We start from the raw sequence: 14,628 nt of genomic DNA on the forward strand, positions 1-14,628 counted from the left end.
GGCCAGCCCGCAGGAGGCCGACGGCGGCCCGGAAGTACCGCCGTCGGGCGTCACATCACGTCGTCTCGCTGATGATTTCCCTGGCCGCCATGGCCAGCAGGTCGCGCTGGAGGGCGGGAAGCGAGATCAGTCCCTCCACATAGGCCTGGACCTCATATTCGCCGGCCGTGCCACTCATGCCGAGGTACCGCAGCCAGAGCTCGGCAACGGTGATGTCGGCATCCTTCAGGGTGTGGTTGAGCTGGCTGCGCTGCTCAGGCTCGTACGGCTCGAATCCCATGACTGTCCCCTTGACGTCGGGTGGGGCGGCGGCGCTGCCCGGACGCGCTCAGGCGACGTCCGGGTAGCTTGCCAGGATGTAGTCGGCGGCGGCGGGGCCGGTCATGAACAGGCGGCAGTCGTTCACGTCAACACCGCAACGCCGCATGCCTGCGCGGAAGGCCTGGTCCGGCTTGGCCCGGAACCCGTGCAGTGCGGCCCAGCTGACATAAAGGCCGTAAAGGCAGTCAGGTCCCAACGGGTGTTCGGCCGACGGGTCGGTGATGGTGGCTTCGTCAAGGAACTGCTGGAAGTGCGAGGACGGCATGATGGCCCAATCCAGTACTGCAACATGTGCCACCGGGTGGCTTCAGCAGCTACTTCCCGGAGCCCCTGCAGCAAGGGCCAGGGAGGACGAGTAACGCCCGTCACACTTCTGAATTTACCCGCGGCGGGCGGGGAAGTACAGTCCGCCAGCCGCCGCCAACAGCCTGCTGAAGTGAGCCTGGGGAGGCGCCACCACGCCGCCGTAACAAAAGACAAGTCTTCCCAATAATTCATAAGGGTGCTTATTATGTTCTTCTTTCGACGGCATGCAGCGACCGTCAGCGAACCGTCCCGCTTGGGCTGCGCCCGGCGGGAACAGCTGAAAGGCTCCCATGCACCTGATCCGGTCCGAGTACTCAAACCCCAACCACGTGCTGGTCCACGTAAGCGACCCGCACTACGTGGAAGAGGGGTTGCTGTACGGCGAGCTGGATCCCCAAACGGGGCTGGTGGAAGTCCTTGATGCCATCGAGGCCAGCGGGCTTAAACCGGAAGCGATCATCTTCTCCGGGGACCTGGCGGACAAGGGCAGCCTGGAAGCGTACCGGCGGTTGCGGACCACCTGCCAGGCGTACGCCGAACGCATGGGCGCGCAACTCATCTGGGCCATGGGCAACCACGACGAACGCATGAACTTCCAAAAGATGCTCCTCGATGAGGAGCCGCGGACCCTTCCGGTGGACCGCAGCTATTACCTGGGCAATCTCCGGGTGCTGGTCCTGGACTCATCCACCCCCGGATACCACCACGGCGAGATCAGCGATGAGCAGCTGCGCTGGCTGGCGGGGGAACTGGAAACAAGGGCCGGCGACGGCACCCTCCTGGTAATCCACCACCCGCCTGTCCCGCCGGTACAGGAGCTCGCCGTACTTTCGGAGCTGCGGAACCAGGGGAGCCTGGCCCAGGTGCTGGAGGGCAGCGACGTCATCGGGATCCTCTCCGGCCACACCCATCACAGCGTCTTTTCGACCTTTGCCAGCATTCCGGTATCGGTGGCTTCCTCCACCAGCTACAACCAGGATTTGGCACTGCCCGCGGGCGCCATGCAGGGCCTGGACGGCGCCCGGTCCTACAACCTGGTCCGCATCCACAACCGGACCTTCGTCTCAGCGGTGGTTCCGGTGGGCGAGTACCCCCGAATGAATTCCTACATCACCGCCGAGGAAACCCGGAAGCGGCTCCAGGCCGCATCCATCGATATCCCATCCGCCACCGAAAACGCGGGAGGCACCCCCTGCGGCCGCCACTAGGCCGCGACATCGAATGAAAGGACCAGCCATGGACCAGAAACCACCCTCTCCATCCGGCACCCGCCGCCGCAACGTGGCGGTCATCCTGGCAGGAGGAGTCGGCGCCCGCATGGGCCTGGACATACCCAAACAGTTTGTCCCGATCGCCGGCCGCACCAGCCTTGAGCACACGGTGGAGCTGTTCCAGCACTGCGGGCTGGTGGACGAGATGATCGTGATGATGGCGCCGGGCTACATTCCCCGCGCCGAGGAACTGCTCTTCGGCAGCACACCGGATGCGAAGGCAGCCAACAAGCTCAGCAAACTCACCGGCATCCTTCCCGGCGGCGCGGACCGCAGCGAAACGTCCCGCCTGGCCCTTGCCGCCATCGAGGACAAGGACGCCAACGTCATCTTCCACGACGCCGTCCGTCCCCTGCTGGACGGCGACATCATCATTGCCTGCATCCGCGCACTCGACGTCTATGACGCCGTCGACACCGCCATCCCGTCAGCGGACACCATCATCGAAGTGGATGATGAGAACTTCATCCGCGCAGTACCTCCGCGGGCCAAGCTGCGAAGGGGACAGACGCCGCAGGCGTTCCGCATGCCCGTGATCGCCCAGGCCTACGAACGGGCCACCCAGGACCCGGACTTCTCGGCAACGGATGACTGCTCCGTGGTCCTCAAGTACTCCCCCGACGTCCCCATCTTCGTGGTGGACGGAGATGAGGCGAACATCAAGATCACCCAGCCCATCGACATCCACCTCGCTGACAAGCTGTTCCAGCTCAAGCACAAAACCATGCTGCCCGGCGGAAACGCTGGCGGACTCCGGGGCTCCACGGTGCTGGTGTTTGGCGCCAGTTCCGGAATCGGACTGGAGCTGGTCCAGCAGCTCGAGGCTGAAGGGGCCCTGGTGGTGGGGCAAAGCCGCACCGGCAACGGAACGTATGTGGAGGACCGCAAGTGCGTGGCTCAGGCGCTGGCCTCCGCCGCCGCAACGCACGGCCACCTTGACCACGTCATCCTCACGGCCGGCGTCCTCAGCGTGGGGCCGCTCGCCCAGCTCACGGATGAGCAGCTGCACCACGACGTTGACGTGAACCTCACTGCGGCCTTCATCGTGGCCCAGGAGTCGCAAAAGTACCTGGCCGAGAGCAAGGGATCGCTGACGCTTTTCGCCTCCAGTTCCTACACCCGCGGCCGGGCGAACTACACGGTCTACTCAGCAACCAAGGCTGCGATCGTGAACCTCACCCAGGCCCTCGCGGACGAGTGGAGCTCGGATGGCATCCGGGTGAACTGCGTCAGCCCCAGCCGCACCGCCACTCCCATGCGGACCAGGGCCTTCGGTGCGGAGGAGGAAGGGTCCCTGCTGCCGGCGGCCGCCGTTGCCGGGGCCACCATCCAGGTACTCGCGTCGGCCATGACCGGACAGGTGGTGGACGTCCGGCTCCCTTACACGGACCCGTCCAAGGACACGGAACTGGTGGCGCGGACATGAGCCAGGACGTCGAAACGCTGCAGGTTCAGACGCCGGCCGGCCACAGCCACAGCCTTCAGGCGGACAGGGTATCGCTCACGCTCGCGGGCCCGCCCATTCCCGCCGGCGCCACGCTGTCCATCCTGCTGGGGGACAGGCCCATCTGGAGTGTCCACTCCGGTGAGGGCGCGCGGCGCGGCCCCGGCTGCTGCGTCATCGACTGGCCGCCGGCCCTCGCCGGCCGGCTGTCCGGGTGGGCGCGGCTCAGCGTGCTGCAGGACGGAACGCCGTTATGCCCGACGGCGACAGTCGCCTTTGATGATTCACCGCACGAGTTCTCGCTGGCGGAACCGGGCACGGGGATGCCCCAGATCATCAACAAATGGGGGCGGATCGCCCGGAACTTCGAAGGCCAGCGCGCCTACCTGATCGACGAGGCACTGGATGAGGCCTGCAGGCTGGTGGAGTGGATGCGGGGCCGCGGCCAGGAGCTCTTCGTCACCGGCGGCACCCTCCTGGGGCCGGTCCGGGACGGCCGGGTTATGCCCGGCGACGACGACGTGGACCTCGCCTACTTCAGCTCGCACCAGAACCCCTCGGACATTGTGCTGGAGGGCTTCGAACTGGAACGGGCCCTGCATGCACAGGGCTACGAAACGGTCCGGCACTCGGCGGGGCACCTGCAGCTGCTTTTCCCCGGCGCGGACGGCACGGACAGGTTCTACCTGGACATCTTCACCTACTTCAACGTGGGGGGCTGGTTCCACGGCACGTTCCACGCCCGCGAACGCGCCGAGAAGGTGACCATCTTCCCGCTGCGGAGCCTCACCATCAATGGACGGGAGCTGCCCGCACCTGCCGAACCGGAGCAAATGCTGGCCGCGATTTACGGCCCCGGCTGGCATACCCCTGATCCTGCGTTCCGTTTCGTCACGCCGCCGCCGGCCCGCCGCCGTTATGACACCTGGCTGGGCGGGCTGGACTGGGACCGGGAGAACTGGGAGGACCACCACCGGGCGCTGCTGCGGGGTGGGGACGGGCACGGTGCCGGGCACACGCCGTCGGCCTGGGCTGAGGAACTGGCCCGCGGGCTGCCCCAAGGGTCCCGGATCCTGGAGCTGGGCTGCGGCCTCGGCGCAGACGCGACGCACTTCGGGCAGCAAGGGCATCATGTGGTGGCCGTTGACTACAGCCGCCCGGCCATCGAGCATCTGCGCGGGCAAAAGGCAAACACGGGGTCCCTCGAGGTCCGCCGGGTCAACCTGAACTCGCTCAGGGAAACAGCGCCGCTGGCCAGGCTGGTGAACGAGGGCGCCGGTCCGCTGCATGTCTACGCCCGGCTGCTGCTCAATTCGCTCGACTGGCAAGGCCGGGAAAACACCCTGCGGCTGATCCGGCAGCTTTTGCGGAACCAGGGCCAGGCTGCGGCGGCCTTCCTGGAAGTCCAAGTGGGCAGGTCCGAAACACCGTTTCCGGATTGCCGCTTTTACGGACCCATGGATGGTGCTGACCTCCTTGGCAGCCTCACAGCGCTGGGGCTGGCAGCAGAAGATGTGACACCAACCGGGCGCCAGGACGATGGCGCCCTTCCCACCCAACGAGTGAAAGTGAGGGCCCTGCCATGAACGAATTCCTGAGCGACGCTTTGACCGAGCATGAGCCCCTGAACGACCCGCTGGAAGAGCTCAACCTGCGGCTGGCCGTGGCCGCGGCGGATATTGCCGAACTGCGTGCCGAGATCATCCGGCTGGACCGGGACCTGGATGAGTCCCGGCGGCTGAACCTGAGGGCAGCGGAGTTGCTGGACCTCGTCTACGTGCAACTGGCCGCCAACCCTGGGCTCCCGCCTGCATTGGAAGGAGCCGGCACCTCGGCAGCGGCACCCGCCAGTGTCCAGGATCCGGCCCTGCAGGGGGAAGGGGCGGGCATATGAGCGGAATCGAAATCATCGGCGCCTTCGAAAGCACCTACCTTCCCCGGCATGACAGGGACATCTTCGAATCCACGGCCCACGATGTCCAGTGGAAGCAGGACCTGCAACTGCTGACCCAGTGCGGGGTGAGCCGGCTGCGGTACCCCGTCCGGTGGCACCGGGTGGAAGCCGAGGAAGGGGTCTTCAACTGGCAGGACACGGACAAGGTGATGCATTACCTGCGGGACAACGGCTTCCGTCCCATCGTGGACCTGGTGCACCACACCAGCTATCCCCGGTGGATGGAGGGCGGCTTCGCGGATCCCCGCTTCCACGCCGCCTACCTGCGGTACACGGAAGAGTTCGCCCGGCGCTACCCGTGGGTGCAGGAGTACACCCTCTTCAACGAGCCCTTCTCCACACTGTTCCTTACGGGGCACGAAGCCATCTGGCCGCCCTACCAAAAGGGCCTGGACAATTTTGTGGGCCAGATCCTCAACGTGCTGCCGGCCGTGGCGGAGGCGAGCCGGGCCTACGCGGACCTGTTGCCGGGCGCCAAGCATGTGTGGGTGGACACCTGCGAGCACCATACCGGGGCCGGCGCGGGCGGAAGCGCCTACGCCGCCATGGCCAACGAGCGCCGGTTCCTGGTGCTGGACAGCTTCCTCGGCAAGTACGACGGCCAGGGCTACGACCCGCACGGCCCCATGGCGGAGCTGCTCCGCGAAGCCGGGGGAGAGAAACTGCAGGACCTGGAACCGGGACGGATCGACGTGCTGGGCCTGGACTACTACGCCCACTGCCAGTGGCACTTCGATGACAAGGGCGGGGCCCCCAATACCCCTTACCCGCTCCCGCTGGCCCAGCAGATCTACCTGTACTGGGACCGCTACCGGCTGCCGTGCCTGCTGACCGAGACCAACGTCCGCGGCCGCACCACGGACCGGGCCACCTGGTTCAAGTACGTGCTGGAGCAGTGCGAACGGGCCCGGCAGATGGGCGTTCCGCTGGAGGGCCTCTGCTGGTTCCCGGTGATCGACTCCACGGACTGGGACACGCTGCTGTACCGCAGCGACGGGCACATCGACCCCGTGGGGGTGTACTGGTTGGACGACGAGCTGGCCCGGCAGCCGTCAGTAATGTCCGACTCCTATGCGAAAGCCGCGGCCGGCACGCCGTCCAAAGAGTTGCCGGCCTTTACGCTTGGCGAACCCGTGGCCACCTGGCTGCGCGGATACGAATCACAAATGTCCCACTGGAATTGGAGTGAAGCCCCTGATGCGGATCAGGGAAACAGCCTGCCTAACACGGAGACCCGAATGGAATTGAGGATTGTCAATGCAGAGTGAACTGATCGTCTTGTCGCATCTCCGCTGGGACTGGGTATGGCAACGCCCCCAGCACCTCGTTTCCCGCCTGGGCTCCCGCTGTTCCACCTGGTATGTGGAGGAACCGCTGACGCCGTCGCCCGGATTTGCCGGGCCGAACCGGATGAACCATACGCAGGTGGACGGGCTGGACCGCGCCTGGCTTGAAATCCCGGAACAGGGCCACCACGTGGGATTTTTCGACGACGTCCTCCCGGACTACATCGAGCAGCTGCCCGAACTCGTAGGCCCGCCCGCAGGGGAGCGCGTGGTCTGGATGTACACCCCGCTGGCCCTGGAACTGGCCCTCGCCCTGCAGCCCACCACGCTGGTGTATGACGTGATGGACGATCTCGCCGCTTTCAAGGACGCCCCGCCCGAGCTGGTGGTGAGGCAACGGCAGGCGCTCCGCCGGGCCGACGTCGTCTTCGCCGGCGGACGCTCGCTCCACCGCTCAATGGTGCGGCAGGGCCGCGCCGACACCCTGCTCTTCCCAAGCGGTGTGGAGCCCGAGCACTACCGGACGCCGACGGCGCAGCCACGGGTTGCGGGGCAGCGTCCCGTTGCCGGATACGTGGGAGTCCTGGACGAACGGCTGGACCTGGGGCTCATCGCCGACCTGGCCCACGCGCTGCCGGAGTGGGACATCAAGATGTACGGGCCGGTGGCCAAGATTGATCCGGCCAGCCTGCCCCAGGCGCCCAACATCAGCTACGAAGGGTACACCTGCTACGCCGACCTTCCCGCGGCGATGGCCGGCCTGGATGTCGCCCTGATGCCGTTCGCCCTGAACGAGGCAACCCGCTCCATCAGCCCCACCAAAACGCTCGAGTACCTCGCCGCCGGCCTTCCTGTGGTGTCCACCCGGGTGCCTGACGTGGTGGCCGACTTCCCCGGCGTGGTGCACCTGCGCGACGACGGCGCGGGCTTTGCCTCGCTGTGCCGGAACCTCGGCCTGAGGGATCCTTCGCGCGCCCCCAAGCCGAAAACCCGGGAGTTGCTGAAGAAGTACCACTGGGACGCGATCGCAGCCCAGATGGCCGAGTCCGTCTTCGCTTCGGGCCTGCAGGTGCCGGAACCATCCGACGCCGAAGCCACGGCCTAGCGCTGCCAGTCACGGAAGGAGAGTGGAATGACACACATACGGGCCATGATCGACGCCCACCCCAAAGGGCTGGACGAGTTCAACAAAGCCAAACTGGCCGAATGCATCGGTGCCTGTTTCGAATGTGCGCAGACATGCACTGCCTGCGCCGACGCCTGCCTCAGCGAGGACATGGTGGCGGAACTGGTCACCTGCATCGGGACGGACCTGGACTGCGCGGACATCTGTGCAACAACAGGAAATGTGCTGTCCCGCCATGCCGGCTACAACGGCAGCGTCACCAGGGCGCTGTTGGAAGCCTGCCGCGCTGCCTGCAGGGCCTGTGCGGAGGAGTGCGATAAGCACGCCGACATGCATGACCACTGCCAGGTCTGCGCGGAGGCGTGCCGGCGCTGTGAACAGGCCTGCGCCGACCTGCTGACCTCACTGGATGAAGGAGCTGAACAACAATGAACGAAGTACCCCTGCACAAGGAACTGCCGCTGCCCGACTACGACCACCTGCCGGTGGGGACCCTGCCGTCCCGCATCTTAGGCCTGGACGAGGGGCAGATGGCGCAGCTGATCACGTACGAGAAGGCCCACGGGAACCGTCTTCCCATCATGCAGATCCTTGAAAAGAGGCTTCATGACCTGCAGGGCGGCGCCGTTCCCCGCGGCCCCCAAGCGCCCAGCACTCCGGAAGTGAACACCGGCCAGCCGGACACCCCGCAGACCACCAGCGTGCCGGGGCCTCCCATCAACCCGCCGTCGCAGGGCGATCCCACCAACCCTGCCCAGCCCCGGTGAGCCATGGAGCAGTATCACGGGCTCGAGGGCCATGACGGCCCGGGTCACGAGGGCCCGGATCTCCACGCCCCGGAGAACCAGGGCGTAAACGACGACGGCGGGGACCACGACGGCGGCGCGGACCTTCGCGCCTTCGTCCGGTCCCGCCGGGCCGAGCTGGAGGGCCAGTTGGCGGAGTGGGTGCGCGTGCCCGGCGTGTTGGGGGCGCCGGAGCACACCAAGGACCTGCTCCGCTCGGCGAACTGGCTGGCGGCGGCCTTCCGCGAGGTGGGCTTCCCGGTGGTGGAGGTGCTGCCCACTGGGGAGTCCCACGCGGTATACGCGGAATGGTGCGAAGCGCCCGGCGCCCCCACCGTGCTGGTCTACAGCCACCACGATGTGCGGGTGGCCAAGCCGGAGCAGTGGGACCAGACTGCCCCCTTCGAGCCGGTGGTGCGGGACGGCCGGTTGTTCGGCAGGGGCAGCTCCGACGCCAAAGGCCAGGTCCTGGCCCACCTGTGGTCGCTCCGCGCACACCTGGCCCGGCAGTCTGGACGCTCTCTCACTTCAGGGGCCCAAAACCCCAACGACCCATCACGTTTCGACGCAAAAACCCAAACGCTCCCGCACTCTGCACAGCAAGGCTCTCCACGCACCGCACCCGCCATCAACCTGAAATACCTCGTCGAAGGGGAGGAGGAGGGCGGGTCGCCCCATCTTGCCCGGCTGCTCGAGGAGCAGGCGGACCGGCTCCAGGCGGACTTGGTGCTGTTCTCGGACACCCTTCTCTTCCGCGAGGATCATCCGGCCCTGTGCATGAGCCTGCGCGGAATGATCAGCGCGTACCTGGAGGTCACCGGTCCCGACGTGGACGTTCACAGCGGCGCCGTTTCCGGTGCTGTCCCCAATCCGGCTTTTGAGCTGAGCAGGCTGCTGGCCGATCTTCATGACGAGGATGGCCGGATCGCCATCCCGGGATTTTATGACGACGTTGCCGCGGTGCCGGAGGACTTTCGGAAGGCCCTGGCACGCCTGCCCTTCACCGAAGCGGACTGGGTGGAGCGCTCGGAGTCGGGAAGCATCACGGGCGAAGCCGGGTACAGCGTTCCGGAACGGCTGTGGCTCCGCCCGGCGGTGGAAGTCACGGCACTCATCGCCGGGGATCCTGCCGGCCTTTCCAGTGCCGCCGTTCCGTCCGTGGCGTTTGTGGACCTGAGCTTCCGGACCGTGGCGGGCCAACGGGCGGAGAAGGTGGCCGAGCAGCTCCGGAGATGGGTTCAGGACACGGTGGGGGAGAACTACGGCCACACGCTCAGCGTGGACCTCGAGACGGCCCAGGAACCGTACTGGACGCCGGAGCACCCCGCTGTTTCCGCCCTGGAGCGGGCTATGGCCAAGGGCTTCCGCTCAGCCGACGTGGGCAGGATGGGCAACGCCGGCGGCGGGCCTGCCGAGCTGCTCAGCCGGTCACTGGACGCCCCCGTCCTGTTCTTCGGGACGGGCCTGGTGGAGGACCACTGGCATGACAGCGACGAAAGCGCCAACCTCGAAGTCCTCGTCAACGGCGCCGTCACGCTTGCCTGCTTTTGGGACGAATTGGCCCGGATGGAATAGCAAAGGACGACGGCGATGGATGGCTCAGGAACAGAAGGCACCGCCGGTGCCACGGACGGGAGTGCCATGGACAGCGGCGCGGGCGTTTCGGAGCCTGGTGCCGCCGGGCGGCTGCGGACGTTCGGCATTGAGGAGGAACTGCTCCTGGTGAGCCCGGAAACGGGGGAAGCAGTGCCCATGGCCAGCGCACTCTGGGACCTGTACGTTCGTCCGATGGACTCCGCTTCCGGTCCCGTCCTGACCGCCGAGTTCCAACAGGAAATGATCGAGGTTGTTACGCCCCCGCATTCCACCATGGCTGCACTGGAGGCGGACATCATTCGGGGGCGGGCCATCGCTGACAGGGCGGCGCGGGACATAGGAGTCCGGGTTGCAGCGCTGGGAACTTCCCCGCTGCCCTCCGATCCCCATCCGGTGCAGCTCCGCCGGTTCCTGGCCATGACGGAGGAATATGGGCTGACGGCCAGGGAACAGCTCACCTGCGGCTGCCATATCCACGTCTTCGTGGAGTCGGACGAGGAAGGCGTAGCCGTGCTGGACCGGATGCGTATCTGGCTTCCGGTCCTCATCGCCCTGAGCGCAAACTCCCCGTTCTGGCACGGGCAGGATACGGGCTACGCCAGCTACCGCTCCCAGGTGTGGAGCAGGTGGCCGTCGGCCGGGCCGCTGGACATCCTGGGTTCGCCGGAGGCGTACCACCAACTGGTGTATGACATGGTCAGCACCGGTGTGGCGCTGGACGAGGGAATGATCTACTTCGATGCCCGGCTTTCCCGCCACTATCCCACTGTGGAAATCAGGATCGCGGATGTGTGCCTGCGGCCGGAGAACACGGTGCTGCTGGCAGGTATAGCCCGTGGATTGGTGGAGACCGCTGCCCGGGAATGGCGGAGGGGCATCGAGCCGGTCGCCGTGCCGGCGACGCTCCTCCGGCTCGCCGGGTGGAAGGCGAGCCGGTGGGGACTGCGCGGGGAACTGCTGGATCCGGTCACCAGCCGCCCGGGGCCGGCGCTCGCCGTCGTGAATGCCCTGATGAACCATATCCGGGAGGCGCTGGAGGACGCCGGGGACCTGGAGAGGGTGGAAACATTGATAGATGACCTGCTCTACGCCGGCTCGGGAGCGGTCCGGCAGTTGGAAGTGATCCACCGCACGGGGGATCTGCAAACCGTGGTGGCGGACGCGGCCAACTGCACGGTGTGGGTTGATGCGGACAGCGACTAGAGCGTATTGACACGGCCCACTCCGGAGCGCACTCTGATAGCGCTGGGGCCCGTGCGTTGGCTGGCGTTCAACGCCTTGACGAGGGCCGGCCAACCAACCCTCCCGGAGTTTTCTGGGCGCTCCGGATGAACAGTTCCAACCCTCCCTGTCAGGAGAAACGAAATGGCCGGAGATCCAATCAGAGCCCTTGAAGCGAAGTCGTTCGACGAGCCGGATGAAAAACGCCGGCCGCCGAAGACCCAGGTGGATGTTGTCAACATCGGAGACACCACCTTGGGCAGGTTTACTTTTGAGCCGGGCTGGAAGTGGTCCGAGACGGTCAAGACCGTGGTCCATACGGACAGCTGCCAGGTCAATCACGTGGGAATCTGTGCCGCCGGAACGCTGACCGTGGAGATGCTGGACGGCAAACGGACCACGATCAGCCCCGGCAACGCTTACACTATTCCTGCCGGCCACGATGCCTGGGTTGAAGGCGACGAGACATTCGTGGGCTACGAAATCATGAGCGCGGCCACCTTCGCCAAGCCTGCTTAATCGGGCAGGCTGAGGGCCCCGGACAGGTTCTGGCGGAAGGTCCACCATGCGTTCATTTCCTCGGACGGCTTCCGGCTCATCGGAAGCTCCGGATTCCGGTGCCCGGAAGAAACCCCGCCGCGGTTGGCGCGGCGCCGGCATCGCCGCGCTGATCATCCTGGGGCTGATCCTCGTCTCCACGGTGGTCAACCTGGTCCTGGAGTCCACGGAGAAAGCGGGCATGGCTGCCTACGGCGAACCTATCGCCGTAGGCAGCGGGTCCCTGAACGTGTACCGGAACGGGCAGGGAGGGGGCCAGCCGATTGTCCTGCTCAGCGGCCTGGGAACCCCGGCGCCTGGCCTCGACTTCGCTCCTCTGGCCCGCGAACTCGGCGGCTTCGACGTCATCGCCGTTGAGGGGTTTGGGTACGGCTACAGCGACATGGAGGCCCCTCCGCGGACCAACGAGAACATCAGCACCGAGCTTCACGAAGTCCTGGCGAAACTGCGGGTCAAGCAGCCCTACGTCCTGGCAGGGCACTCCATCGCCGGCTTCTACATGCTGGACTACGCGAACCGGTACCCCACGGAGGTGGCCGCCGTCGTGGGAATCGATGCGACCATACCGAAACCCGGCAGCGGACCTGCCCCGGGACCGGAGCCGGGCATCAACTGGGAACGCGCCCTTGCCGTCACAGGAATAGTGCGCGCAGTCAGCGCCCTTGCCCCCGGTTTCGTGGACGCGGCAAGTGACGCGTACACGGATGACGAGCTGCACCGGATGCGCCTGATGACCAGTTGGAATTACGGGAATCCGGCTGTGGCGGATGAAACAGCCCGGATAGCGGATAACGCGGCGGCTTTGAGGGGCGTCACCTATCCCGATGACCTGCCGGTCCTGGCCTTTGTTGCAGGTGAAGGTTCCGACTCGACAACCACCAAAACATCCGCTGTGCAGGAACTGCTGAGGAACGTCAAGCGGCATGGGGTGGTCACGCTTGAGGGCAACCATTACCTGCACTGGACCCAGTCCAAGCGCATGGCGGAGGAAATCCAAACCTTCCTCGCCGGCACCGGATAGCCATGCCGGGCTACAGCGGTTCGGGACGCACGCGCACCGCGCCCAGTGAACGGAGAAGCGCGACGGCGGTGATGGCGCCTGCCGCCATGATGGACGCCAGGACTATCACCTGGAACCGTCCGGCCTCCAAGGGGGAGGCGCCGCCGAAGATCGCGCCCACGAACGCGCCGGGCAGAGTGACAAGGCCGGTGGTTTTGGTCTGGTCTGTTGAGGGGATCAGGGCTGCGTGCACTGAGTAGCGGGCCTGGGTAAGGGTGGCCCGCGGGGCCGTGGCGCCGAGGGCAAGCCAGCCTTCCACCTGGTCCCACTGCTCACGGACGGCCTCATAGAACCGGTGCCCGGCAAGCACCGCGATGGTCATGCAGTTGCCGATCACAATCCCACCCACCGCCAGGACGTAGCGGGGCTCCAGCGCCACAGCTCCCGTTCCGAAGACGACGGCGAGGGTCACCAGGATGCCGAGGGCCATGGTGGCTGACACCGTACCGAAGCGCCGCCAGCACCACGTCAGCCGGCGCGTTGCCGTTACTGCCGCCACAGTGAACATCACCAGCAGTGCCACACCCACCCACAGCGGATCAGCAATGATGCCGCCCAGAACCAGGCTGATGAGCGCCAGCTGGACCGCGCCGCGGAGGATAGCCAGCGCCGGGGCAAGATACGACGGCGAGCGCGAACCCCGGAGCACCGCGACCGTCAGCAGCATCAGGATGGCCACGGCCGCGAAGGTGGGTGCCAGGGCGTCGAGAAAGGCCATCAGCACAGCCTAGCCGCCCCCGCAGGCTGCACTTAAAATTGCAGCCCTGCCTGCGAGGAGACAATGTGGGTACGGAAACGGCAGGCAGGTCGGCCCAGGGGCCGGAGGGCAATCGCAACTAAGGAGCCGTGATGACCGAAACGTTTCCTGTAGAGCGCACAACAGTGGCGGTGAACGGAACCGCCCTGTCCTACCTCGAGGCGGGGAGCCCTGACGCGCCGCCGCTGGTGCTTCTGCACGGGACCTTTTGGAGCCGCGTCTGGCAGCCGGTCCTGCCCCTGCTCGCGGCGGATACTCACTGCTTCGCGCTGGACTTTCCGGGGTTCGGGCACAGCGCCGGGGAGTTGGACGTGGCGGACGCGACCGTCCCGGCGCTGGCGCAGGGGGTCCTGGATACGGCCGACGCGCTCGGCCTGGACACTTTCGCGGTGGCCGCGCACGATATCGGCGGGGGAGTGGCCCAGCACCTGGCAGCCTACTCCGGGCGGGTAACACGGCTGGTGCTCGTCAACGCCGTCATGTTCGACTCCTGGCCCGTTCCGGCAGTGGAACGGTTCCGTGACCCCGCGGTCCGGGCAGCAACGGGCACCGAAGAACTGCTGGCAGCCCGGACCAAAACAATGCAGCTCACGGTAGAACGTCACCTTTCCGGCGAGGAAATCGATGAGTATGTCTTCCCCTGGCGGGACCCGGCGCGCGCCCGGTCCTGGATGGCCATGGCGGGAGCCGCGGACTCCCGTTACACCCTTGACCTGCTGCCGGCGCTGAAAGCGGCCGCGGTGCCCACCCGACTCATTTGGGGAAGGGACGATGACTTCCAGAAGATCAAGTTTGCCCGGCGCTACGTCGCAGAGATCCCGTCCAGCGGCCTGGTTGAAGTGGCCGGAAAACACATTCCGATGGAAGACTCGCCGCGTGAAATCGCCGATGCCATGACGAGCCACCTCAGGGGCCGTTAGCGGCATGCATTCCTTCAGCCTCA

Annotated in this window: 16 protein-coding genes; 13 read left to right on the forward strand and 3 right to left on the reverse strand. The window is 66.3% G+C overall.

Features of this window, described 5'->3' with window-relative positions; all coding sequences use genetic code 11:
• Positions 1–55: 55 nt before the first annotated feature.
• Together M1D32_RS04665 and M1D32_RS04670 are read right to left on the reverse strand one after the other, a co-directional pair.
• On the reverse strand, positions 56–280 hold the full coding sequence (locus M1D32_RS04665) for a hypothetical protein (protein ID WP_458781172.1): 225 nt from the start codon (positions 278–280) through the stop codon (positions 56–58).
• Between the two features lie 48 nt (positions 281–328).
• Positions 329–619 (reverse strand): hypothetical protein, encoded by a 291-nt coding sequence (locus tag M1D32_RS04670; RefSeq protein WP_458781173.1) that lies wholly within the window; start codon positions 617–619, stop codon positions 329–331.
• 298 nt (positions 620–917) lie between these two features.
• Here M1D32_RS04670 and M1D32_RS04675 point away from each other — a divergent pair, with 298 nt between their 5' ends.
• The 12 genes from M1D32_RS04675 (at position 918) to M1D32_RS04730 (ending at position 12,889) form a co-directional block, all read left to right on the forward strand.
• A complete protein-coding gene (locus M1D32_RS04675; RefSeq protein WP_458781174.1) occupies positions 918–1,835 on the forward strand; it encodes a metallophosphoesterase in 918 nt (305 codons plus the stop codon).
• Between the two features lie 28 nt (positions 1,836–1,863).
• On the forward strand, positions 1,864–3,324 hold the full coding sequence (locus tag M1D32_RS04680; protein ID WP_458781175.1) for an SDR family NAD(P)-dependent oxidoreductase: 1,461 nt from the start codon (positions 1,864–1,866) through the stop codon (positions 3,322–3,324).
• Positions 3,321–4,928: a methyltransferase domain-containing protein gene (locus tag M1D32_RS04685; protein WP_458781176.1), complete on the forward strand. Its 1,608-nt coding sequence runs from the start codon at positions 3,321–3,323 to the stop codon at positions 4,926–4,928. Before M1D32_RS04680 ends, M1D32_RS04685 begins: the two co-directional genes overlap by 4 nt.
• Positions 4,925–5,236: a hypothetical protein gene (locus M1D32_RS04690; RefSeq protein WP_458781177.1), complete on the forward strand. Its 312-nt coding sequence runs from the start codon at positions 4,925–4,927 to the stop codon at positions 5,234–5,236. The genes M1D32_RS04685 and M1D32_RS04690 overlap by 4 nt, the downstream gene beginning before the upstream one ends.
• Complete coding sequence (locus M1D32_RS04695) at positions 5,233–6,564, forward strand: family 1 glycosylhydrolase (protein ID WP_458781178.1); 1,332 nt, start codon at positions 5,233–5,235, stop codon at positions 6,562–6,564. Before M1D32_RS04690 ends, M1D32_RS04695 begins: the two co-directional genes overlap by 4 nt.
• Positions 6,554–7,687 (forward strand): glycosyltransferase, encoded by a 1,134-nt coding sequence (locus M1D32_RS04700; protein WP_458781179.1) that lies wholly within the window; start codon positions 6,554–6,556, stop codon positions 7,685–7,687. Before M1D32_RS04695 ends, M1D32_RS04700 begins: the two co-directional genes overlap by 11 nt.
• Before the next feature lie 27 nt (positions 7,688–7,714).
• Positions 7,715–8,140, forward strand: coding sequence for a four-helix bundle copper-binding protein (locus tag M1D32_RS04705; RefSeq protein WP_458781180.1), 426 nt, complete (start codon positions 7,715–7,717; stop codon positions 8,138–8,140).
• Positions 8,137–8,475, forward strand: coding sequence for a hypothetical protein (locus M1D32_RS04710; protein WP_458781181.1), 339 nt, complete (start codon positions 8,137–8,139; stop codon positions 8,473–8,475). Before M1D32_RS04705 ends, M1D32_RS04710 begins: the two co-directional genes overlap by 4 nt.
• Before the next feature lie 3 nt (positions 8,476–8,478).
• Positions 8,479–10,068 (forward strand): M20/M25/M40 family metallo-hydrolase, encoded by a 1,590-nt coding sequence (locus tag M1D32_RS04715; protein ID WP_458781182.1) that lies wholly within the window; start codon positions 8,479–8,481, stop codon positions 10,066–10,068.
• Positions 10,069–10,083: 15 nt separating this feature from the next.
• Entirely contained in the window at positions 10,084–11,292 is a 1,209-nt protein-coding gene (locus M1D32_RS04720; protein ID WP_458781183.1) for a carboxylate-amine ligase, read from the forward strand.
• Between the two features lie 162 nt (positions 11,293–11,454).
• Positions 11,455–11,829 carry a cupin domain-containing protein gene (locus tag M1D32_RS04725; RefSeq protein ID WP_458781184.1) on the forward strand — a complete coding sequence of 125 codons (375 nt, stop codon included), beginning with the start codon at positions 11,455–11,457 and terminating at the stop codon, positions 11,827–11,829.
• Positions 11,830–11,875: 46 nt separating this feature from the next.
• Positions 11,876–12,889, forward strand: coding sequence for an alpha/beta fold hydrolase (locus tag M1D32_RS04730; RefSeq protein WP_458781185.1), 1,014 nt, complete (start codon positions 11,876–11,878; stop codon positions 12,887–12,889).
• Positions 12,890–12,899: 10 nt separating this feature from the next.
• On the opposite strand, the gene M1D32_RS04735 is transcribed toward M1D32_RS04730, so the two are convergent.
• The gene (locus M1D32_RS04735) at positions 12,900–13,646 is read right to left on the reverse strand and encodes an ABC transporter permease (RefSeq protein WP_458781186.1); all 747 of its coding nucleotides are present in this window, start codon (positions 13,644–13,646) and stop codon (positions 12,900–12,902) included.
• Between the two features lie 131 nt (positions 13,647–13,777).
• Between M1D32_RS04735 and M1D32_RS04740 the strand changes: the two genes are divergently transcribed.
• The gene (locus M1D32_RS04740; protein ID WP_458781187.1) at positions 13,778–14,605 is read left to right on the forward strand and encodes an alpha/beta fold hydrolase; all 828 of its coding nucleotides are present in this window, start codon (positions 13,778–13,780) and stop codon (positions 14,603–14,605) included.
• Positions 14,606–14,628: the final 23 nt, after the last annotated feature.

The sequence above is a fragment of the Arthrobacter sp. D3-16 genome, assembly GCF_054408515.1.

What these genes read in the sequence shown, in the direction of transcription:
- M1D32_RS04665 (WP_458781172.1), bottom strand. Translation starts at nt 280, where the DNA reads ATGGGATTCGAGCCGTACGAGCCTGAGCAGCGCAGCCAGCTCAACCAC.
- M1D32_RS04675 (WP_458781174.1), top strand. Translation starts at nt 918, where the DNA reads ATGCACCTGATCCGGTCCGAGTACTCAAACCCCAACCACGTGCTGGTC.
- M1D32_RS04680 (WP_458781175.1), top strand. Translation starts at nt 1,864, where the DNA reads ATGGACCAGAAACCACCCTCTCCATCCGGCACCCGCCGCCGCAACGTG.
- M1D32_RS04685 (WP_458781176.1), top strand. Translation starts at nt 3,321, where the DNA reads ATGAGCCAGGACGTCGAAACGCTGCAGGTTCAGACGCCGGCCGGCCAC.
- M1D32_RS04690 (WP_458781177.1), top strand. Translation starts at nt 4,925, where the DNA reads ATGAACGAATTCCTGAGCGACGCTTTGACCGAGCATGAGCCCCTGAAC.
- M1D32_RS04695 (WP_458781178.1), top strand. Translation starts at nt 5,233, where the DNA reads ATGAGCGGAATCGAAATCATCGGCGCCTTCGAAAGCACCTACCTTCCC.
- M1D32_RS04700 (WP_458781179.1), top strand. Translation starts at nt 6,554, where the DNA reads ATGCAGAGTGAACTGATCGTCTTGTCGCATCTCCGCTGGGACTGGGTA.
- M1D32_RS04705 (WP_458781180.1), top strand. Translation starts at nt 7,715, where the DNA reads ATGACACACATACGGGCCATGATCGACGCCCACCCCAAAGGGCTGGAC.
- M1D32_RS04710 (WP_458781181.1), top strand. Translation starts at nt 8,137, where the DNA reads ATGAACGAAGTACCCCTGCACAAGGAACTGCCGCTGCCCGACTACGAC.
- M1D32_RS04715 (WP_458781182.1), top strand. Translation starts at nt 8,479, where the DNA reads ATGGAGCAGTATCACGGGCTCGAGGGCCATGACGGCCCGGGTCACGAG.
- M1D32_RS04720 (WP_458781183.1), top strand. Translation starts at nt 10,084, where the DNA reads ATGGATGGCTCAGGAACAGAAGGCACCGCCGGTGCCACGGACGGGAGT.
- M1D32_RS04725 (WP_458781184.1), top strand. Translation starts at nt 11,455, where the DNA reads ATGGCCGGAGATCCAATCAGAGCCCTTGAAGCGAAGTCGTTCGACGAG.
- M1D32_RS04730 (WP_458781185.1), top strand. Translation starts at nt 11,876, where the DNA reads ATGCGTTCATTTCCTCGGACGGCTTCCGGCTCATCGGAAGCTCCGGAT.
- M1D32_RS04735 (WP_458781186.1), bottom strand. Translation starts at nt 13,646, where the DNA reads ATGGCCTTTCTCGACGCCCTGGCACCCACCTTCGCGGCCGTGGCCATC.
- M1D32_RS04740 (WP_458781187.1), top strand. Translation starts at nt 13,778, where the DNA reads ATGACCGAAACGTTTCCTGTAGAGCGCACAACAGTGGCGGTGAACGGA.